Source organism: Paenibacillus sp. OV219 (genome assembly GCF_900110075.1).
Lineage (GTDB): Bacteria > Bacillota > Bacilli > Paenibacillales > Paenibacillaceae > Paenibacillus_Z.
Window position 1 is genome coordinate 203267 of the sequence record NZ_FOCJ01000001.1, and the last position, 20395, is coordinate 223661.

19 protein-coding genes are annotated in these 20395 nt (G+C 50.0%); 16 read left to right on the forward strand and 3 right to left on the reverse strand.

Features of this window, described 5'->3' with window-relative positions:
* Positions 1 to 402: 402 nt before the first annotated feature.
* Complete coding sequence (locus BMY11_RS00840) at positions 403 to 1038, reverse strand: GntR family transcriptional regulator (protein WP_177182438.1); 636 nt, start codon at positions 1036 to 1038, stop codon at positions 403 to 405.
* Positions 1004 to 1864, reverse strand: a complete 861-nt coding sequence (locus BMY11_RS00845; RefSeq protein WP_177182439.1) for a sugar phosphate isomerase/epimerase family protein — start codon at positions 1862 to 1864, stop codon at positions 1004 to 1006. Before BMY11_RS00845 ends, BMY11_RS00840 begins: the two co-directional genes overlap by 35 nt.
* Positions 1865 to 2030: 166 nt before the next feature.
* Here BMY11_RS00845 and BMY11_RS00850 point away from each other — a divergent pair, with 166 nt between their 5' ends.
* On the forward strand, positions 2031 to 2900 hold the full coding sequence (locus BMY11_RS00850; RefSeq protein ID WP_090572582.1) for a phosphogluconate dehydrogenase C-terminal domain-containing protein: 870 nt from the start codon (positions 2031 to 2033) through the stop codon (positions 2898 to 2900).
* A gap of 134 nt (positions 2901 to 3034) precedes the next feature.
* On the opposite strand, the gene BMY11_RS00855 is transcribed toward BMY11_RS00850, so the two are convergent.
* Positions 3035 to 3838, reverse strand: coding sequence for an AraC family transcriptional regulator (locus BMY11_RS00855; RefSeq protein WP_090572583.1), 804 nt, complete (start codon positions 3836 to 3838; stop codon positions 3035 to 3037).
* A gap of 208 nt (positions 3839 to 4046) precedes the next feature.
* Between BMY11_RS00855 and BMY11_RS00860 the strand changes: the two genes are divergently transcribed.
* The 15 genes from BMY11_RS00860 to bglX all read left to right on the forward strand — a co-directional run bounded on the left by BMY11_RS00860 (position 4047) and on the right by bglX (position 20091).
* Positions 4047 to 4727 (forward strand): FadR/GntR family transcriptional regulator, encoded by a 681-nt coding sequence (locus BMY11_RS00860; RefSeq protein WP_090572584.1) that lies wholly within the window; start codon positions 4047 to 4049, stop codon positions 4725 to 4727.
* Between the two features lie 242 nt (positions 4728 to 4969).
* Complete coding sequence (locus BMY11_RS00865) at positions 4970 to 6331, forward strand: ABC transporter substrate-binding protein (protein ID WP_090572585.1); 1362 nt, start codon at positions 4970 to 4972, stop codon at positions 6329 to 6331.
* Between the two features lie 62 nt (positions 6332 to 6393).
* Positions 6394 to 7329, forward strand: coding sequence for a carbohydrate ABC transporter permease (locus BMY11_RS00870; protein WP_090572586.1), 936 nt, complete (start codon positions 6394 to 6396; stop codon positions 7327 to 7329).
* Between the two features lies 1 nt (position 7330).
* Positions 7331 to 8158, forward strand: a complete 828-nt coding sequence (locus tag BMY11_RS00875) for a carbohydrate ABC transporter permease (RefSeq protein ID WP_090572587.1) — start codon at positions 7331 to 7333, stop codon at positions 8156 to 8158.
* A gap of 41 nt (positions 8159 to 8199) precedes the next feature.
* On the forward strand, positions 8200 to 9384 hold the full coding sequence (locus BMY11_RS00880; RefSeq protein WP_090572588.1) for a trans-sulfuration enzyme family protein: 1185 nt from the start codon (positions 8200 to 8202) through the stop codon (positions 9382 to 9384).
* A gap of 335 nt (positions 9385 to 9719) precedes the next feature.
* The gene (locus BMY11_RS00885; protein ID WP_090572589.1) at positions 9720 to 10388 is read left to right on the forward strand and encodes a hypothetical protein; all 669 of its coding nucleotides are present in this window, start codon (positions 9720 to 9722) and stop codon (positions 10386 to 10388) included.
* Positions 10389 to 10433: 45 nt separating this feature from the next.
* The gene (locus tag BMY11_RS28395) at positions 10434 to 10556 is read left to right on the forward strand and encodes an AgrD family cyclic lactone autoinducer peptide (RefSeq protein ID WP_177182440.1); all 123 of its coding nucleotides are present in this window, start codon (positions 10434 to 10436) and stop codon (positions 10554 to 10556) included.
* Positions 10557 to 10818: 262 nt separating this feature from the next.
* Positions 10819 to 12771 (forward strand): DUF8034 domain-containing protein, encoded by a 1953-nt coding sequence (locus BMY11_RS00890; protein ID WP_090572590.1) that lies wholly within the window; start codon positions 10819 to 10821, stop codon positions 12769 to 12771.
* Between the two features lie 109 nt (positions 12772 to 12880).
* Entirely contained in the window at positions 12881 to 13165 is a 285-nt protein-coding gene (locus BMY11_RS00895) for a hypothetical protein (RefSeq protein WP_090572591.1), read from the forward strand.
* Between the two features lie 6 nt (positions 13166 to 13171).
* Positions 13172 to 13936, forward strand: coding sequence for an SDR family NAD(P)-dependent oxidoreductase (locus BMY11_RS00900; protein WP_371262745.1), 765 nt, complete (start codon positions 13172 to 13174; stop codon positions 13934 to 13936).
* Between the two features lie 261 nt (positions 13937 to 14197).
* Positions 14198 to 15067, forward strand: coding sequence for a DMT family transporter (locus tag BMY11_RS00910; RefSeq protein WP_256217316.1), 870 nt, complete (start codon positions 14198 to 14200; stop codon positions 15065 to 15067).
* Between the two features lie 36 nt (positions 15068 to 15103).
* Positions 15104 to 15940 (forward strand): phytanoyl-CoA dioxygenase family protein, encoded by an 837-nt coding sequence (locus BMY11_RS00915; RefSeq protein WP_090572594.1) that lies wholly within the window; start codon positions 15104 to 15106, stop codon positions 15938 to 15940.
* 83 nt (positions 15941 to 16023) lie between these two features.
* Entirely contained in the window at positions 16024 to 17097 is a 1074-nt protein-coding gene (locus BMY11_RS00920; protein ID WP_090572595.1) for a Gfo/Idh/MocA family protein, read from the forward strand.
* A gap of 34 nt (positions 17098 to 17131) precedes the next feature.
* Positions 17132 to 17941 (forward strand): sugar phosphate isomerase/epimerase family protein, encoded by an 810-nt coding sequence (locus BMY11_RS00925; RefSeq protein ID WP_090572596.1) that lies wholly within the window; start codon positions 17132 to 17134, stop codon positions 17939 to 17941.
* Positions 17941 to 20091 carry a beta-glucosidase BglX gene (gene bglX / locus BMY11_RS00930; RefSeq protein ID WP_090572597.1) on the forward strand — a complete coding sequence of 717 codons (2151 nt, stop codon included), beginning with the start codon at positions 17941 to 17943 and terminating at the stop codon, positions 20089 to 20091. Before BMY11_RS00925 ends, bglX begins: the two co-directional genes overlap by 1 nt.
* Positions 20092 to 20395: the final 304 nt, after the last annotated feature.

Below are 20395 nucleotides of genomic sequence, written 5' to 3' on the forward strand. Positions count from 1 at the left end.
TAAATCCACTCATTTTCGGCCGAAACTGCTCAGCTGCACTGCTCTCCTCCGGCTAACGAATCGTATAGCGCTTATTTAGCCGATTTCGGCTGGTTAAATCGGCTAACGAACTGGGGTCACGCTATTGCCCCGATTTTGCCACCCAAATGACTCAAATGCGCGGAATAACGTTACCTGAGTTCGTTAGAATATCAAACACGCTGAATTTGCTCGAATAACGCCTCCTGAGTTCGTTAGAGGGGAGGAGCGGGGCTAGAGAGAACTCTGTATAGCGCACTCTGCCCAACTGCTCTGCCCAGCTGCTCTGACCTATGTAGTAACGATTTTTCCGCTATAATGATGAGCTTTATCGCGCAAAAAAAACCTGCAGCGAATAATGCTGCAGGTGTTTCGTTTAATCTATCATAGCACTAGAATCCGCGCGGCGTATTCCAAATGCTCTACAATCCGCCGCTTAGCCTCATCGGCCTCGCCAGCGAGGATAAGCTCGAAGATTTCGAGGTGATCGCGGTACGAGTTTTGAATCCGGTTATTGTCTTTGCGGAGCACCTTGAGTGCAAGCTGGAACAACCGATCCTGCAAATTATTCATCATTTGTACCATTTCCTCGTTCTCGTAGACGAGCGCGAGTTGACGGTGAAATTCGGAATCTGCGTGCGTAAACGCGAGATAATCATGCTGCGCGGCTGTTTGCTCCTGGATGCGAAGGTTCTCTCTGAACCATGCGATCTCATTCGGCGACAGCTTGCGGTTCGCTAGCTTATGCACGATATGGCCCTCGATTGCGATGCGGAAGTCGAAGAAATCAGCGACTCGCTGCAGCGAAAGTCCAGGCAGGCTAAGTCCTTTGTTCGGCGCGATATTCAGCAGCCCCTCGGCAGCAAGCTTCTCCAGCGCGGATCGGATTGGCGTGCGGCTCATCTGCAGCAGCTCGACGAGATATTTCTCAGTCAGCTGATCGTTGCTGCTGATCGTTCCTTCCATAAGGAGTGCGCGAAGCTGCTCATACGCTTTCTCTTTCAGCGTTACTGATGCCATAATGATTAACCCCATCTTCTCTAAAATAACCGCTATTCGTAAGTCCGGCGATACTCTCATCCATCCAGCGCTGCTCTAGCGCAATCGTGTCTGCGACCGATGCGGTATAAGGTGTCCATAACTCAAGTATTGCGCTTGCCGCGCCTTTACCATGCTGCGCGATTCGGTCCATCAAATAGCCGATATTCAGCTTGCCGGCGCCTGCAGGTGTTCCGAGAATGGTATAACCCATCTGATGATCGACCCGTTTAATGTCAAAATCTTTAATATGCAAATTGACGAGATACGGTACGAGACGATCAATAACCGTCTCCGGATTCTCTAGTGCACCGAATGAATTGACCGTATCGAGGCAGCAACCGACATAAGTCGAGGCGATACTTTCAAACAATTGTACCAGTTGCCTAGTCGTATGCATACCATGATTTTCGATGGCAAGCGCGATGCCTGCGCCTTCATAGGCGGGCAGTACTTCGCGCAGTTGAAGCTCGGCCGCAGCTAGATCTGGTGTCGTAATAATCGTTCGGACGATAGGGGAGCCAAAGGTTTGGGCGATGGCAAGATAGGCGAGCAGATTACTAGGCTCGGTGCCTCTTGTGCCGACTTCGATTGCAATCTCATAGGTTTCAGCTGTTTGTTTGATATGTTCGAGCTCCGCTTCCGTCTTCGAGTGAAGCGGTAGGTTGTCGGCGAGTTGCAGCAGGCGAAGACCTCGGCTATGTGTGAGCTGAATCAAGTCTTCAGCCGTGAGCGGCTCGCACGGCATCTCATAACCGGGAACCCCTACTGACCATGTTAATGTAAACGAGCTAAGTCCGAGCTTCATCGTAACTTTCCTCCTTGGCATGGCGCTTTGTGATGCTAGAATAGCAGGATTTACGCGGAAGAGCAATAAATATATATGAAATGTATACAATTTGTATTGATAGCTTTAACCCGATCCGCTATGCTTAATTTAGCATTCGAATGAATTCGAGAAGGAGCGGGTATCCATGAGTGATTCAACAGGGCAAGCGACAATTGCGCTTATAGGAGCAGGCGGGAAAATGGGCTGCCGAATTACCGATAATTTGAAGACGGCTGACTATCGGCTGCTGCTATGTGAACAATCGGAAACTGGCAAAGCTCGTATTTCTGATCGAGGACTCGCCATAACGCCGAATGAGGAGGCGCTAGCAGAAGCAGATTTCGTGATTTTGGCGGTGCCGGACGCCGTCATTGGGCCGCTATCGGAGCTTATAGTACCGAAGCTGCGTCCGAATACGACGGTTATCGTGCTAGATCCGGCAGCAGCTTATGCGAATCAAGTGGCGCTTCGTAAAGACTGCACCTTTGTCGTCACCCATCCGTGCCATCCTGCCTTGTTCGAGGAGCAGGATACGCCGGAGGCGCGTAAAGATATGTTCGGCGGCATCGCGGCGAAGCAGGATATCGTCATTGCACTGCATCAAGGACGTCAAGACCACTACGATCAGGCGGAGCAGATTTGTATCCGGATGTTTGCGCCGGTAACAAGCTGTCACCGGATCACAGTAGAGCAGATGGCGCTGCTGGAGCCAGCCGCTGCGGAGGTTGTTGCCGCAGCCGCGGCATGTATTATGAAAGAAGCGATGGACGAGGTCATCCGAATGGGTGTTCCTGAAGCTGCCGCTCGCGCCTTCATGCTCGGGCATATCCAGATTCCGCTTGCGATTGCGTTCAATAACGTCAATCCGTTCTCGGATGCGGCGAAGGTTGCAATTGAGTACGGCTATGAGAAGATATTCAAGCCGGATTGGAAGCAAGTATTTACGAAGGAATCGCTCGATGAGGTGCTGCGGCTTATGCTTCATCTAGACGAGAAGCCTACCGTTCAGCTCTAGCGTAAGGGGCACTAATATTTCCGGGGAAATGAAAATAATGAGAAAGCGGCTGGATGAAGGAAGCATCGTATGATGCCTATTTCCCGAATCCAGCCGCTTTTTTTAATTTCTCCCGAATGAAACGCGCTACGCCGTCAAAGGACGGCGTCAGCTGTTTCACCTTGGCTGCCGCTAAGCTCGTCAGGCAGTGTACGCCTGCTTGCCCGGTATTGCCTCGGTGATTCTCCAGTTTCGCGCTTGAACAGCTTGCAGAACTGGGCGTCGGTCGAGAAGCCGGAGCGACCCGAGATATCGAGCACAGAGAGATCTGTGTTCACAAGCAGCTCGCAGCTATTTGCTATCCGTTTCATAAGCACGTATTGCTGCGGCGAAGCGCCGAATTCCTCTTTGAACAGATGACGGAATCGGTCATAGCTGTAGCCGAAATTCTCCGCCATGACGCCAAGGTTCAGCTTCTCATGGAAGTGATTATCAATGTATCGCTGGAAAGTGACAAGCTTCTTCCCTCCGGTGCGCATCGACCATAGCTCATGCTTCTGCCTCGATAATTCCACCGCAAGTCTGCCAATCATGTAATCGAGCATAATCGAATAATGCGTCTGCTTGCTCGTGTATTCGTCATAGAGCGCTTCAAGCAGCGACAGGATCGTGGAATTCTTGTCCTGGAATATGCCTTCCTGCAGCTCGAGCGAATCTTCTTCACAGGTGAAACCGACGAAGATGACGTCAGTATCTTGAATTCGGCGTTCATCGTGTAGCGTTCCTGGACGAATGAGGCAATAGCTTCCCGCACCGAAGTGGTGCTTCGTATTGCCGATCTCCGTACTCCCATTGCCGTTTATGTAGTAGACGATCTCATAACAATGATGGGTATGATGTGAGATATAGGTCTGTTTAGCCCGAAGAGACCTGTAGAGGAATTCAAACTTCAATCGCATGGTTACAATTCCCCTTTGCACGAAAAATGCACTTCGTATAATATTGTAACCAGATCGTTATAAAACGCTTTCTTTTCCAATAATATGCGAAAGATACCTTTAAAGCAATGATATCAAATCATGACGATTCCAGTTGACATGGCAACTTTCCTTCGCTTACTATGTACCTATCAGATAGGTAGTAAGGCGAAGGGATGAGGCCGGATTCATGGGAAAAATTCAGAAAATATTGGTGCATGAGCAAGTATCGCAAGAGATTCAAAACTTCATCCAGGAGCATGAACTTTCCGAAGGGGACAAGCTGCCATCTGTAGAAGAAATGACGAATATGTTCGGTGTAGGACGTTCGTCGCTGCGCGAGGCGCTTCGCTACTTGGAAGCGATGGACATAATTGAAGTCCATAATGGGAAAGGTATATTCGTGAAGGATGTGAACACGTTTCGCTTCAGTGGCAAAGTGAAGATAGAGCGTGAGCGTAATTTCCTGCTGAACATTCTTGAGGTGCGCAGAGCGCTAGAGGGACAAGCAGTAGCACTTGCTTCCGTGCGGATTACGAGCAAGCAGATCAAGGAAGTTGAGGAATGCCTTGAGGAATACCGCATTCTGAAGGAAGCGAATAAAGATACGTCAAAAGTCGATTTGACGTTCCACCGTCATATTATTAAAGCGGCCAAGAACCCGATTCTGGAGACGGTATTGGACTCGATTTCCGGCCTCATTGAGAAGTTCTTCAATGATCCGCTTGGCGATAAAGCGCTGTTTGATGAGACATACCCGTTCCATCATACGATGTTTACCGGCATTGCCGCACATGATACAACAGTCGCGATGGAAGAGTTCAATAAGCTAATGGACTGCATCGAGGCGAAAATAAAAAGCGCAAAATAATACACATTTTTTCTTGTTGACACTGTAAAGCGCTTTCAACTATAATCAACCTATCAGACAGGATGACTGTGTGATACATGTACTGGAAGCAGGGGTTCATTTTTTTAGAAAGAGTTGTACAAATATTCAGAATCGAAAGACGAATTACGTTTCATTCCATGATCGGCGCGTAAGCGATTACGCAATGATCGCCAAAGATTGCCCAGTACTCATCGATCAAAATTGAAAGTGGAGGGTTTCTCATGGGGGTAACTAAAAAGTCAAAGTATTTGTATCTCGGTCTCGCGACCACAGTGTTGGCAGGCATGCTTTCTGCGTGCGGAAGCAACAACAGCAATGATTCTTCTAATTCTGCAAGTACGAACAATGCAGCACAAAACAACGCAGGCGGTAAGCAAGAAGCGGTTAAGCTTCGCATGATTGAGAGCTTGACAAGTCCTGCTCGTACGGATCTTCTGAAACAATCGATTAAGCGTTTCGAAGATGCGAACCCTGGTATTACAGTTGAGCTTATCTCGCCGCCGTTCGATCAGGCGGACAATAAGATCCGTACAATGCTGAGCACAGGCGAGAACCTTGACGTTCTTGAAGTGCGTGACCAGACAATTAATGAAGATGTTACAAACGGATATGTTGAAAACCTTGAACCATATGCGGCTAAATGGGCAGATTATGCTACCGTTTCTCAAGCTGCTAAGACAGTAGCTTCGATCGCTGATAAGCCGTATTTTATCGCAAACGGTATGTACGAGCGTCAAATGTTCTACCGCAAAGACTGGTTCGATGCAGCTGGCCTTGCAGCACCTAAAACATGGGAAGACGTTTACACTGCAGGTAAGAAGCTGACTGATCCAAGCAAGAACCATTACGGCTTCTCGTTCCGTGGCGGCGCTGGCGGTTCAGGCTATATCGATGCCATTGCGCAAAGCTACAACGGCGCGAATTTGGATGAAGCTGACGGCCGCTTCCTGAAGGATGGCAAAACAACGATGTTTGGTTCGCCTGAAGCGAAAGAAGGATTCGAGCTTTACAAGAAAATCTTCAAAGAATCAGCGCCTGCTGACTCCATCAACTGGGGCTTCGCTGAGCAAGTACAAGCGTTTACTTCCGGCGTAACGGCAATGTTGATGCAAGATCCGGACGTTATCGGCGTTCTGAATGAGAAAATGGAAAAAGGAACTTGGGCTTCTACATTCTTGCCTGTAGGTCCTACTGGTAAAACGTTCTATGGTATTGGTGCTGCTGGTTGGGGCATGACTTCCTTCTCCGAACATAAAGAAGAAGCTTGGAAGCTGATCGCGTTCTTGTCGAGTCCTGCAGAAAACACTGCTTTCTGTAAAGCATTCGGCTTGCTGCCGATCCACTCTTCCGCAGCTGAAGATCCGTTCTTCCAAGAAGGTCCATACGCGACATTGCTTGAGATGAACACGAAGCCGGAAGATTATATTCCGCTTAAACCGAACTACAGCTACAATTCCGGAGACTATGGCGATGTTGTTATGAAGAACACGCAAGCTTGGCTCCTTGATCAAGCATCAACTGAAGATACACTTAAAATTTTGGATAAATACTGGCAAGACCAAAAAGCGAAAATCGCGAAGTAATGCTTTTGGTGATGGGTGGCTCCCGCTGTCCATCACCTTTTTTTAATAAGGAGGGTTAATTAATGGAAACGAAAGTCTCATCTGGTTCGACGGAGAATAAGGGGAAGAAAACCAGATTCTCGTCACAACTGTGGTTTATTTGGCTCTGTTTGCTCCCTGTTATTATTCTAGTTCTAACCTTTACTTATTATCCCGTTGTTCGCGGTATAACTCTCGCGTTCCAAGATTACAATTTGATGAATGTGAAGAACGTCAAGTTTATCGGTTTGGATAACTTTAGAACGATATTCCATGATAACCAATTCATTACAGCTTTGAAAAACAGCTTGAAATGGGTGTTCTACTCCCTAGTCGCACAATTTGTTCTTGGTTTCATTCTTGCTCTCGTATTGAATAAGCCTTTCAAAGGCAGAGGACTCTATCAAGGTCTCGTTTTCTATTCCTGGGCGCTTTCTGGCTTCCTTATCGGTTTGATTTTCAAATGGCTTTACAATTCCCAAATTGGTGTTGTCAACGATCTATTGATTCGCTCCGGACTTATTAAGGAACGTATCGGATTCTTGTCCGATCCGCACTGGGCGATGTTCTCCGTAATCAGCGCAAATGTATGGTACGGTATAGCATTTTTCGCAATTATGCTGCTCGCTGCATTGCAATCGATACCTGGCGAACTGTTCGAAGCTGCCGATATCGACGGAGCAGGCTGGCTGCGTAAATTGTTTAACGTTATCATTCCCTATATCATGCCTACGATCATAACCACTACTTTGCTCAGGGTGATTTGGATTTTCAGCGACCCTACACTGATTTATTCGATGACGAACGGTGGACCGGCAGGCATGACACATATCGTCTCCTCATTCATGCTCTCTAAAGTGTTTGGGAACGGCGAATATGGTCTTGGTTCGGCAGTAGGTATTGTTATGATGCTCATGCTGATGCTCTACACGATCTTCTATCTGTTTGCGACAAAATCCGAGAAAGCGGGGGACTTCTAAGATGCAGAAGAAGCTGTTATTAAGTGCTAAAGTCTTATACTTGACGCTTCACGCTGTCATAATGTTGTTTCCACTTTATTGGATCATCATTACTTCCTTGAAGCCGCAGAAACAAATTTTCAGCTTTCCGCTTCATTACTGGCCGGAAACATTAACATTAGCGAACTATAAGAAGCTGTTTGAGTTCTCTAACTTTGGCGTATATATCTTCAACAGCTTGCTCGTATCCATCGGTGCGGCGGCTTGCGTTATTCTGATTTCGATCTTGAGCGGTTATGTACTTGCACGGTTTAAGTTCAGGGGTCACAAGCATATTATGTTCGGGTTCTTCCTGACACAAATGCTGCCAGGTATTGGTGCACTTATCGTGCTTTATAAAATGATGTCAAGCATGCACTTAACGAATCATCTATCATCACTCGTGCTCATTTATACAGTAGGAAGTATCCCATTCTCAACAATTATGCTTAGAGGGTTCTTCCAGCGCATTCCTTCAAGCTTGGAGGAAGCGGCAATGATTGACGGTTGCTCTCGAATTACAGCATTGTTCCGCGTCATTATTCCGGTCATGCTGCCTGGTATTGCAGCAACGTTCATCTTCGCCTTCGTAAACAACTGGAACGAGCTTATTATGGCCGTTATGTTCATTGACAGCGAATCGAGCCAGACGCTTCCGGTTGCGATGAATGGGTTCGTTATGAAGTTTGACATCGACTGGGGTGCAATGTCGGCTGGAACGGTTATGTCCGTTATTCCTACGATTATCGTGTTTGCGATCGCGCAGCGCTTTATCGTAGAAGGACTGACGCAAGGTGCAGAAAAAGGCTAAGGATACTATCGATATCGACAATCTCAAGGAGAGCTACAATTATGACTAAATTAACTTTGGAGCAGATGTACACTGCGCTCGCACATGATGAGTTCGATGAACGCCATTACGGCGCCATTCAAATTCCGGTGTACCAGAACAGCCTGTTTGCTTTCGATACGTATCAGCAGTTTGAGCATGCGTTTGAAGAAATGCTAGGCAATCATATCTATTCGCGCGGCAACAACCCGACAGTTGAGTTTCTCGAAGGGAAGCTTGCCATGCTGGAAGGCGCTGAAGCTGCGCGGTGCTTCGCATCTGGGATGGCTGCGATCAGCGCAGCGATCTTCTCATCGGTAAGGGCTGGCGATCATATCGTTTGCGTCAGCAATGCATACGGTCCGGCGAAGCAAGTGATGGGCGAGTATTTGAAGCGCTTCGGCGTTGAAACCTCTTTCGTAGAGGGCAGCCGTTTCGAAGCCGTTCAAGAGGCGGTTCGGCCGAATACGAAGCTCATTTATTTGGAAAGCCCAAGCTCACAAATGTTCGAGCTGATTGATTTGAAGCAGTGCGCGGATCTCGCTAAGGGGATCGGAGCGCGTACGATCATTGATAATACGTGGGCGACGCCAATCTTCCAGAATCCGCTGGAGTTTGGCATCGATCTCGTCGTCCATTCCATAACGAAGTATATTGCGGGTCATAGCGATGCGCTCGGCGGGGTCGTTATGGGCGCAAGCGAGCTGATGAAGCCGCTTAGTTACGACGAATATATGCTCTTTGGCGGGATTATGACGGCACACACCGCTGCGATGGTGCTGCGCGGCTTGCGTACGCTGCCCGTACGTATGGAGCGCTGCCAAGCGAGCGGGCTGAAGGTTGCTAACTGGCTTGAAACAAGCTCATTCGTCGAGCGAGTGTATCATCCTGGGCTGCCATCACACCCGCAGCATGAGCTGGCGAAGAAGCAGCTTAAAGGATACAGCAGCTTATTCTCCTTCGAGAGCAAACAGCCGATTGAACGACTTAAAGCATGGGCATCTAAGCTTAAGCTCTTCAAAATCGCCGTTAGCTGGGGCGGTTATGAGAGCCTTGTCACTGTGGGGCGCAACACCGATGTTAGTAGCGGTGAAGTCAAAACGGTCGTCCGCTTGTATATTGGACTTGAAAGTCCGGATGATTTGATCCGGGATATGCAGGAAACATGGCAGGAAGTGGCGGCAAGCGCTTCACTGGATCGTGTTTAACAAACGATAGACTAAAGGCGTTGTTCCAGAAAATTCGGAAAGCGTGCGCGGGATTGAGCAGAAGAGATGCACCCGCGCTCGTTTGTCCGTTTTTTTTATGAGCAGCTATAAACTCGAAGCTGGCAGAGAGTGGAAAATATCCCGCTCGGCTGCTTTTTTTATGCGATTTTAGCCCTAGGAGAGGCTTCTATGAATTTAGTAATTGAAGTATATTCGCGTTTTACATATAATGGCGGTAGGAAGTCGAAATCCCACATAAAGTGGGGGAAAATGGTGAATGAAGCGGGTCTATTAGCCCGTCAGGCAGCAGCTTATTAAAGGGAGTCGCAGGTGCTATGGATTACATACTGTTTGTTATTGGGTCGACTTTTGAGTATATTGGCATGTTTTTGTTTTTGTTTGCATTGTTCAGGTTTGGTTTGTATACCCGCCTGATTATGAACGTAGTCATCGTGTCGGTTCTTATGAGTCAAGTTTCCTATTTCACACGTCTTGATTCATCCGTAGGTGATTTGTCTTCTTACATACAATTCTTCTTGTTTGTCGTCGTCCTATGGTTGCTGTTTCAGGTACCACTTTTTCATTCGATCGTCATGAACTTCGCAGGATTAGCAGCTACATTCGGCATTAATGGCATCATTATTCTGATAGCTATTTTTTTAGGCGACATTTCGTTGGATACGATTCAAAGCACTCAATCGATTTTAACATCTTTTCAATTTGTTACGTTTCTAGCTGAGATCGGAATAGCCCGTTCGATCTATATCATGAATTGGGGTTTCGACTTCGTTCCAACATCCCGTAGGTCCTATGTCCAAATTAAAGGGACAAATGCGATTCTCATGGCAATCATTTCAACAAGCATCGTCATCGCAGCCGTACTCGCATTTGTGTTCCGGAACGATTACAACGATTATGTGTTCTATGCAAGCTTTGTTTTTCTGTGTACTTTACCTATATTTCTATATTTCTCGCTTCGAAAAGATGTGGAAGATGCGACATAGACTTAAACCATCTGTCTCTTGCTAACGTGAAAGGAGGTGAACAACGTGAAAAAAATCGCGTTTCGCGGGATTGCTGCAATTATTGTAAGCCTTGCTTCGTTATTCGTGCTCACAGGTTCCTACGCTTTCTTTCACAAGCCAGAAATTCCAGAAGAAATGAGAAAGTAAGCTATTGCATATACAACAAGAACAAATTCAGTAGATGATGGAACCATGAGGTAATGAGGTGCTGGGGATATCAAACTATTGATAAGCAAACTAAGTAACTGTACCTCTTTGCGAGGTGCAGTTTTTGCATTTTGACCGCAGATAAATGGATTGACGAGCTAATATGTAAGCGATACCATGGATTATATAGGTAGACATCCATCAGCCAGAAACGGCAAAAGAAGTGCAATTGCTCCATTTTACCGTAGAAGGGATGCGTATCATGTTGACTCAATCTTCATCGCAACCACCGCTCACGCCACAAGCACCGCTGCAAACGAGCTTGAAGGCTGTCCGCCGCTCTGCTCCGCCGAGCTGGGCTACGAAGCAGCGGCAGTTAATGGATCTGCTGAATGCGTCTGCCAAGCAGTTTATTGCCCGTTATACGAGGCCAGACGGGACGCTGATCTGGCGCAAAGATTGGCCGGGGATGGATGGTTCAGATGACCCGTACGAAGGCTTTATGAACCTTGCGCTGCTCTATGCGCTTGGTGGCGATGACTCCTTGCACGAGTCCTCTCGCCGTGTCTGGGAGGGCATCACGTGGCAGTGGACGGAGTACGGGCAAATTCACCGTGAATTTGATGCGTACTACGACTGGATGCATCATGGCGAGGGTTATTTGTACTTCTACTTTCTCGGTCTTGCTGGACCGGCAACGCTGAAGGATCGGCAGCGGGCAGTGCGGTTCGCGCGCATGTACACAGGGGATGACCCGGAGGCGCTAAACTACGATGCCGAGAAGAAGCTGATTCGTTCGCCGCTGAACGGCAGCAAAGGCCCTAGGTTCGTAGCGACTGGCGAGGACTGGTCAACGCATCGCGGCATTCTGGACAACTATCTGGCTCCGTTCGAGGATGTGCCAGGCGTTGACTTCGAATCGCGCAAATGCAAATGGAGCGATGACACGATCTACAGCCATCTGCTTGCGATGATGAATGATCGGATGAACCGCGGCGACGTGCCGCTGAACCTGAACGCGACAGGCCTTGTCGCCAACGCCTATATGCATACGGCGGATGAGAAGTACAGCGAGTGGGTGCTAGAGTATCTGGCTGCATGGTGCGAGCGCGCGGAACGTAACGGCGGCATAATCCCTGATAATGTCGGCCTTAACGGGGAAATTGGTGAGTACAATGACGGCAAATGGTGGGGCGGCTATTACGGCTACCGCTGGCCGCACGGCTTCGCAACGATCATCGAACCGATCACGAATGCGGCGATGAATGCCGTACTACTTACAGGCGATGTGAATCATTTGAAGCTTGCTCGCCAGCAGCTCGATCTGAACTGGTCCTTGCGCAAGGAAGTGGACGGCGAATGGAAAGTGCCGCAGAAGCATTTCGACGCGGGCTGGACCGATTACCGCGATGCCTCGGCGAAATATCCGATCTATCTTTGGATAGCCTCGATGGCGGAAGAGGATCTAGGGCGTATTCATCGCGTGCCGAAGAACTACGATTGGGATGAGATCCATATCCCGAGTGTCTCAGGCGGCGGCTCCAAGCACTACATCATGAATACGGAGCCGTGGTTCCAATACATTACGGGCCAGCTGCCGGACTATCCGGATCACATTCTGGATGCGAATTTCGAGCTTATCCATAACCAGCTGCAGCGTATGGATTCCGATATGGGCAATCCGGAGCTATGGTCGGATAACTACAATGATGATGACTTCTCAAGCATCCATATCTGGCAGGAGCTATGCCCTGTCTACATGGAGAGTCTCGTGCAGCTAACGTTAGGTGCTCCAATGCACATCTCGCACGGCGGTTTCCAGCACGGCCGCTTCCGCTACTTCGACGCTGATCGCAGACGTGTCGGTATGCCGCTAGATACAGCGGCTCTCGTTGAGCAGCTGGGCGATCAGTCAGCCGTGCTTCAGCTAGTGAATACTTCGCCGTTTGAGACGCGTACAATCGTCGTACAAGGCGGTACGTTCGGCGAGCATCAGATCGACAGAGTGATTGTGCTTGACGAGGAAGAGTCTCGCGAGGTGCAGGTGGGCAGTAAGTGGCTGCAGATCGAGCTGCTCCCAGCTACAGCGATCCGGCTCGAAGTCGTTATGTCGCGCTATGTAAACAAGCCGACCTATGACAGTCCTTGGTCGCAGCAATCCGGCGATGTACTGCTTCGCGGCAGGACGGAGTCAGAGTCGCCTAAAACTCCATAATACCACCTTCGAGTTCACGTTGCAGCAGTGGATAGGAGTGTCTGTACTTGTTCATTGTTATGGTATAATTAGCTATTCGCAATTCGACATAAGCTGGAGGTTACTAACAATGAACGTTACAATTATTCACGCCGAAATGACACAAGATCCAGAAAAAGGGTACAAAGGCAGCGTGCAATTCGAAGTAGAAGGCCATAAGCAACCGTACGAAATTATACTGCAATTAACGAGCATCCGCGGTACAACATGGGATTACAGCTTGCACTTCGCGAAGGAATCGGGCTCGGAAGAACAGATCAATGCGGTGGAGAAGGCAATCGAGGAAGACGACGATTTATTCGACGATTTGATTGATGCCGCTGCCGCTACTTTGCCAGAAGACGAGGAGGCATAATAGACGATGATTGGATTGAATTTAAGTGGCCGCACGGCATTGGTTACAGGTGCCACAGGTGAGCTTGGAAGAGTGATGGTTCGGACGCTTGCTGTATGCGGAGCAGATGTCGTGATCCAATACAATAACAACGAAGCGAAGGCGCAGGAGCTGAAGGCGGAGATTGAAGCGACAGGCAGACGAGCGCTGATCGTACAAGCCGATATTACCAATGAACAATCGATCAATGCCATGAGAGATAAGGTTACAGCAGAACTGGGCCATATCGATATCGTCGTGGCAAATGCTGTCATTCAATACAAGTGGACGTCCGTGCTTGAGCAGGCGGCAGAGGATTATGTTAGCCAGTTCGAATCATGTGTGCTTCAGAGCGTCTTCCTTGCGAAGGCGTTCATTCCGGCGATGATCGAGAAAGGCGCGGGCCGGATGATCGGCATCAATACGGAATGCGCGATGCAGAATTTCCCGTCTCAGTCCGCTTATGTTGCCGGTAAGCGCGGCATGGATGGCGTATACCGCATTCTCGCCAAGGAAGTTGGCGAGCATCAGATTACGGTGAACCAAATTGCTCCAGGGTGGACCATTTCGGAGCGCGACCGTACGAACGGGACGGAGAAGAGCGAGAGCTACGAGGCTAGTGTTGCACTGAAACGGCGCGGAACTGACCAAGAAATTGCTAACGCTGTCGCTTTCCTTGCATCCGACCTGTCGAGCTTCATCACAGGCGCGTACATACCGGTTTGCGGCGGTAATGTTATGCCGACCATCTAACAGCCATCTTAGCTATTCATTTATACGAGAAGAGGTCCTCTGGTGGGAGGCGCTCTTCTTTTTTTATCTTTTCGCGGGTCATTCCAGCATTAGTGAAATGTCCAGTGAACAGCCTCTTTTTGCTTGTGCATTCGTCAATGCTCACGATTACGCTCGTTTGCTTCATTTGCAAAACAATCTGATTTTGAAGTACCATAACGCATTAGTATGGTACCCTTGCAGCTCTTGTCAGCTGCGGGCGTGGAGGAGCAACAATTGACTATGGATCATGCCATTCTCATGTCTATGCTGCTTGTCATCGCATCTGGCCTAATCAATGCGATTAGCGGCTTCTTCACGAAACGAAGTATGGATAAAGCGGTCTTCCTTGGCTCGATGATCGGGCTTGCGGGAATTGTGCTGCTGCCGCACTTCGTGATGGAAATGTGGGGAGCCAATTTGCCGCCAATTGCATATGTTCTGTTCATACTCTCCATGCTAATCGAGGGACTAAACGGCTACTTGCTGTCGAAGGCCTATATTTTTGGAGATTTATCGCAGGTCTATCCGATCATGCGCGGAACAGGGGTGATCTTTACCCCAATCATTGGCGTTCTGTTTCTTGGCGAGTCGCTCGCGGTATGGGGCTGGCTCGGTATCGCAGGCATCACAGTTGGTATCTTTCTTCTTAGTGGTTGGCAGCCTGGAGCCGCTACAAAGGCGGACAAGCAGCTAGCGATGCGTCCGGTTCTCTTCGCTGTATCCGTAGGAGTATGCATTACCGGCTATACGGTCGTGGACAAGATGGCGCTAGACTATATCAGTCCGCTGTCACTCTTGGAAGTCGGCAATTTCGGGTTCGTACTCGTCTTTTTACCGAAGCTGTTGAATCGGGAACTCGTGCGCCAAGAGTTTGCCCTTAACGGCAAATTTATTGTGCTCGCAGCCATTTGCGCCCCATCCTCCTATCTGTTGTTCCTCGTTGCTATGCAGATGGCGCCTGTTTCGCATCTAGCGCCTGTGCGCGAGATCGGTACAGTGTTTGCCGCCATGCTCGGCGTGTGGCTGCTGAAGGAGAGGCAAGGCCCCAAACGGATTGTTAGTGCCGCGATGATCGTATTGGGCATTAGCCTGATCGGAATCGGCGGATAATAGATCTATAACAAGGATTGGAGAGAGTGTTTAACGATGAGAATCAAACTGACCGAGCAAGAGCTGGCAACTGGCGTCCTGAGCCCAGAGATGCTGGAAACTGCAGCAGAGCAAGTACGTGTGAATGGTTACATCCTGTTCGAAAAAGTACTAAGCGATGAGAAGATCAAGGGCATCCGCGATGCGTTCGATCCGATCTTTGACGAGTTTATTGAGAAGCGGGGCTACAACACAGGTACGAACCGTGCCCAGATGTTCCTGCCATTCATGCAGCCATTCATCGATGAGGAAGTCATTGCACATCCAATCGTGATGAGCGTCATTGAGAAAGTGCTTGGCAAAGGCTTCAACTGCTCGTATTTCGCATCCGACACACCAATGCCTGGCTCGGACTACCAAGCGGTACACTGCGACATTATGCCGTTGTTCCCGGAATTGACAGTTCCATTGCCGCCGTTCAGCCTAGTTGTGAACGTTCCGCTTGTTGATGTTACCGAGGAGAATGGACCGCTTGAAATATGGCCAGGCGGCACGCACCTGAACCCGGACAACGCGAACCACGATACGCTTGATGGCAGTGTAAACCCGAACCTGCACATTGTACGCGCTGCGGAAGGTATGCACTCCGAGAAAGTATTCATGCCAGCAGGCTCGATCGTCATCCGCGATATTCGTATGTGGCACCGCGGCACGCCGAACCGTTCGAATGACCGCCGTACGAACCTTGCAATGATCTATAACCGCCACTGGTACAACTCCAGCTGCCATACGCAAATTCCGCGTGAAACTTACGATACGCTGTCCAAGAAAGCGCAAGAGGTTGTTCGTAACTTCCGTATCGGCCAACCGGCTCAGATGCCTTGGGAGCTATAATTTTACTATCGACGATTCTTAACTTTATTAATTAATTATGTTTTCAAAGTGTAAGATCAAATACATGAGTAGAGGTGAATGTTATGCGTTTTTACTTAGTCGGTGCTGGTGTCATTAACCGCACACACGCAGAAGCCATTTATAAGCTGGAAGATCAATCGTCCATTGAGATTAAAGTCGCAGACCCGAATCCGGCTGCGCTTGCAAGTTTCGCAGAGCAATTCCCGCAAGCCGTTACGTTTACAGATGCTAAGGAAATGCTGAGCGAAGAGCCGCAAGCAGAAGATATTGTTATCATCGGCACGCCACCGTTCACGCACTTCCCGTTGTCCAAGATGGCGCTGGAATCGGGCCGTCATACGCTGTGCGAGAAGCCGCTTGTGATGAACCGCGAAGAAGCAGAAGGTCTGCTTGAAATTGCAAAAGCAAACAACCGCATGCTAGGATGCTGCTCCGTTCGGTTCCTGCAAGTGCCGAAGACAGAGCAAGTGAAGAGCATCTTGAACTCCGGCGAGCTTGGCGATGTGTACAAGATCTCCTTCGTATTCCGTGGTCAACGCGGTCGTCCGGGCGTGGAGTGGCAGCCGCAGAGCCGTTGGTTCCTGGATAAATCCAAGGCAGCAGGCGGTATCGTTATGGACTGGGGTCCTTACGACTTCACGATTCTGAATGACTTATTGCAACCGGAGAGCATTGAAGTTGCTGCTGCTTGGGTAGCGAAGCCAGAGACGGAAGCTGATCCAACGGATGTTGTTTATGACATCGAAGGCGCTGTCGGCGCAATGTTGAAATTCCAGCAAGCAGACGGCAAATCGGTATGGGTGCAATACGAGCGCGCTTCCTGTACGCATGGCGAGCCATACTTCACGGTTGAAATCGAAGGTACTCGCGGTGCGGTGAAATGGTCGCCTTACTTCGAAACGGATCAAGTCCTAGTAAAATCCGATAAAAACGGAGAAGTTATTACGAAAGAGGATACGATTGCATACCCAGGACCGATCGGTTATATGGATCACCCGGTACACTTCTTCGCGCAAAAGGTGAAAGGCCAGCAGTCGCCGGCAATCGTGAACGAGCAAGCCATATTCAATTTCCTGTGCCTGCAATCCATCTATGACAGCGCAAATGGCCAGAAGCCGGTTGTTCTGAAGAAATAGCAGTCGTTAAGCGAGAGGGAAAGGGGAACAAACAATGATTACAAGCAAAGGGTTTTCCACCGGTCTGTACGGTTACCAGGTAGAATACTGGAAAGACGGCAAAGATCCGTCGATGGAAGAGATTTTCCGCACGTGTGCGAATGCAGGCATGCAGGCGCTTGAAATTGACCCAACTCCCGAGCTGCTCAGCTTGGCGAAGCAGTTTGGCCTTGCTGTATCTGGCAGTTACATTGGTCTTCAGCTTCACGAGCCGTTCGAGTCGCTGAACATCGAAGAGACAGTGCTGCCTGTGGCGAAGCGACTGGCTGAAGCGGGCGCTACGGATCTGGTTATTAACGCGGATCCAAAAGGCGGCTGGGATGCGCCAGAACTAAAGACCGAAGAGGAGTTCAAGCAGCAAGGCGTGAACTTGACTCGTATTGCCGATGCCGTGCGCGGGCACGATCTGAAAGTAAGCATGCATAACCACGCATCGGACAAGCATAATGCCGAGGGAGATCTCCGTTCGGTTATCGAATATGCAAGCCAGGAAGTCGGCCTCTGTGTCGATACAGGCTGGGCGCACGTGGCGGGTATGAATCCGGTGGATATGCTGAAGGCTTATCCAGATCGTATCTATGCTTTCCACTTCCGCAACCAATTCGGGCGTGTACCGAGCGAGAATCTGTCTGTCGGGGAAGTTGATATGAAGGAGCTGCTTGCAGTCGCATCCGAAATCAACTACAACGGCTGGCTGACGTTCGAGCTGCTGCATGAAGAAGCGACGAATGCGAAGCAGACGCTGGAGGAAGCAACAGCATCGTCGATCGCATACTTGAACGCATGCATCAAGGAGCTTGGCTAATGGCGGCGGATAAGAAACCATTGAAAACTCCGTTCCTCTCGGATACCGAGACGGAAGCAGCAATTGATGCGTTGCTTGGCCAAATGACGCTGCAGGAGAAGATCGGCCAGCTGACGCAGCTCGGTACATTCGACGAAGAAACCGATGGCGAGTTGATCGAAGAAGGGATGGTCGGTTCTTTGCTCGGCATTCGCGGTGCGGACAGCGCTAACGCCATTCAGCGAGTTGCGGTGGAAGATACGCGTCTTGGCATTCCGCTGCTGTTCGCCGACGATGTCATTCATGGCTATCGTTCGACGTTCCCGATTCCGCTTGCGGAAGCGAGCAGCTGGAATCCGGATTTGCTGGAGGAGACGGCAGCAATCGCGGCACGCGAAGCTTCGTCAGACGGCATTAGCTGGATCCTCGCGCCGATGGTCGACATCGCGCGCGATGCGAGATGGGGTCGGATTGCAGAAGGCGCCGGCGAAGATCCGTTCCTCGGTTCAGTCGTTGCAGCCGCACGGGTAAGAGGCATTCAGCGCAATGATTGGACGGACCGTCCGCATATTATGGCGTGTCCGAAGCATTTTGCCGCTTACGGTCTTGCTGAGGGCGGAAGAGACTATAATACAGTCGACATCTCGGAGACGCGGATGCGTGAGACTTACTTCCCGCCGTTCCAAGCGGCGCTTGACGCTGGAGCAGGAACGATTATGGCAGCGTTCAACGAAGTTAACGGCGTACCGGCTTCTGGAAACCGCTGGCTCCTGAAGGATGTCCTTCAGGGTGAATGGAATTTCCAAGGCTTCGTCGTAAGCGACTGGGAATCGGTCGATGAACTCGTACAGCATGGCTATTCAGCTGACCGGGAACAAGCGGGCAGCGCAGCTATGAATGCGGGCATGCATATGGATATGCACTCGTTGATCTATCATGAGCATCTCGCGAATCTCATCGATAAAGGCGAAGTTTCGCTCGAGGTGATTGATGATGCGGTTCGCCGTATTTTGCGAGTGAAATACCGTCTTGGTTTGTTCATGCATCCGTACACGAACAATACGCTCGCAAGCACCTACATGCTGAATCCAGCGCACTTGGAGACGGCACGCGAGATGGCTCGCCAATCTATTGTGCTGCTGAAGAACGAGGGTCAGCTGCTGCCAATCGCACCGTCCGTGCGCAAGCTCGCTGTCATCGGTCCGCTAGCGGAAGACGTGGAAGCGCAGCTCGGCTGCTGGCGCGGACAAGGCAGACCGGAGGATGTCGTCTCCGTTCTCGCAGGTATTCGCTTGCTAGCAGAAGCGCAGCAGACCGAAGTGGTCTTTGCGGCAGGAAGCGGCATTAATTCGGCCGACGAAGCAGAGCTTGCGAGAGCGGTTCGTCTGGCTAGGGAGAGTGAGCTCGCCATTGTTGTGCTTGGCGAATCTGCTGATATGAGCGGCGAGAACAACAGCCGCGTGTCGCTGGACATTCCGGCGCCTCAGATGGAGCTGCTTCAAGCGATTCATAGTACAGGCGTACCGGTTGTGCTCGTGCTAGCGAATGGTCGTCCGCTCACAATCGAATGGGCTGACGCTCATATCCCGGCCATTGTTAACGGTTGGCACCTTGGCGTGCAAGCAGGTCCAGCTATTGCAGACGTTCTCTTCGGAGCGGTGAATCCGAGCGGCAAGCTGCCGGTCACTTTCCCAAGACACAGTGGTCAAGTACCGATTTATTACAACGCGAAGAAGACAGGCCGTCCGCAGATGAAACGTTATGCGGATGCTGACGTGACACCGCTGTATCCGTTCGGTCATGGCCTCAGCTACACGAGCTTCAGCTACGAGGAGCTGGAGGTAGAGCAGGCTGCTGTTAAGCTAGGCGAGTCCGTTACCGTATCGGCACGGATCCGCAATACCGGCGACCGTAACGGCGTCGAGATCGTCCAGCTGTACATTTGCGATGTTGCAGCAAGCGTGACAAGGCCGGTGAAGGAGCTGAAGGGCTTCAACCGTCTGGAGCTGAAAGCCGGAGAGAGCCGTACCGTGACGTTCACACTTGGCGATCAGGAGCTTGGTTTCGTTAACGGGAAGCACGAATTTGTCGTGGAACCGGGCAAATTCAACGTGTGGATAGGCCCGAGCAGTGCAAAAGGCTTGGAAGGATCGTTTGAAATTACTGTGTAAGGCAGAAGGGGAGCTATAGTGATCTCTCCCCAGCCCTGCTCCCCTCTAACGAACCCATGTGGCGTTATTCGAGCAAATTTGACGGGTTTGATATTCTAACGAACTCAGGAAGCGTTATTCCGCGAATTTGAGCCATTTGGTTGGCAAAATCGGGGCAATAGCGTGACCCGAGTTCGTTAGCCGATTTAACCAGCCGAAATTGGCTAAATAAGCGCTATACGATTCGTTAGCCCGAAGTGGTCGGATGGCGGATGGGTAGGATGCATAGTTAGCGCGATATCCATCAACGTTGGTTCCTTGCAAC

Bases quoted from the DNA above. Each gene is read 5' to 3' on its own strand.
- BMY11_RS00850 (WP_090572582.1), top strand. From the start codon at position 2,031: ATGAGTGATTCAACAGGGCAAGCGACAATTGCGCTTATAGGAGCAGGC.
- BMY11_RS00855 (WP_090572583.1), bottom strand. From the start codon at position 3,838: ATGCGATTGAAGTTTGAATTCCTCTACAGGTCTCTTCGGGCTAAACAG.
- BMY11_RS00900 (WP_371262745.1), top strand. From the start codon at position 13,172: ATGATTGGATTGAATTTAAGTGGCCGCACGGCATTGGTTACAGGTGCC.
- BMY11_RS00910 (WP_256217316.1), top strand. From the start codon at position 14,198: ATGGATCATGCCATTCTCATGTCTATGCTGCTTGTCATCGCATCTGGC.
- BMY11_RS00860 (WP_090572584.1), top strand. From the start codon at position 4,047: ATGGGAAAAATTCAGAAAATATTGGTGCATGAGCAAGTATCGCAAGAG.
- BMY11_RS00875 (WP_090572587.1), top strand. From the start codon at position 7,331: ATGCAGAAGAAGCTGTTATTAAGTGCTAAAGTCTTATACTTGACGCTT.
- bglX (WP_090572597.1), top strand. From the start codon at position 17,941: ATGGCGGCGGATAAGAAACCATTGAAAACTCCGTTCCTCTCGGATACC.
- BMY11_RS00925 (WP_090572596.1), top strand. From the start codon at position 17,132: ATGATTACAAGCAAAGGGTTTTCCACCGGTCTGTACGGTTACCAGGTA.
- BMY11_RS00895 (WP_090572591.1), top strand. From the start codon at position 12,881: ATGAACGTTACAATTATTCACGCCGAAATGACACAAGATCCAGAAAAA.
- BMY11_RS00865 (WP_090572585.1), top strand. From the start codon at position 4,970: ATGGGGGTAACTAAAAAGTCAAAGTATTTGTATCTCGGTCTCGCGACC.
- BMY11_RS00920 (WP_090572595.1), top strand. From the start codon at position 16,024: ATGCGTTTTTACTTAGTCGGTGCTGGTGTCATTAACCGCACACACGCA.
- BMY11_RS00915 (WP_090572594.1), top strand. From the start codon at position 15,104: ATGAGAATCAAACTGACCGAGCAAGAGCTGGCAACTGGCGTCCTGAGC.
- BMY11_RS00890 (WP_090572590.1), top strand. From the start codon at position 10,819: ATGTTGACTCAATCTTCATCGCAACCACCGCTCACGCCACAAGCACCG.
- BMY11_RS00845 (WP_177182439.1), bottom strand. From the start codon at position 1,864: ATGAAGCTCGGACTTAGCTCGTTTACATTAACATGGTCAGTAGGGGTT.
- BMY11_RS00870 (WP_090572586.1), top strand. From the start codon at position 6,394: ATGGAAACGAAAGTCTCATCTGGTTCGACGGAGAATAAGGGGAAGAAA.
- BMY11_RS00840 (WP_177182438.1), bottom strand. From the start codon at position 1,038: ATGGCATCAGTAACGCTGAAAGAGAAAGCGTATGAGCAGCTTCGCGCA.
- BMY11_RS00880 (WP_090572588.1), top strand. From the start codon at position 8,200: ATGACTAAATTAACTTTGGAGCAGATGTACACTGCGCTCGCACATGAT.
- BMY11_RS00885 (WP_090572589.1), top strand. From the start codon at position 9,720: ATGGATTACATACTGTTTGTTATTGGGTCGACTTTTGAGTATATTGGC.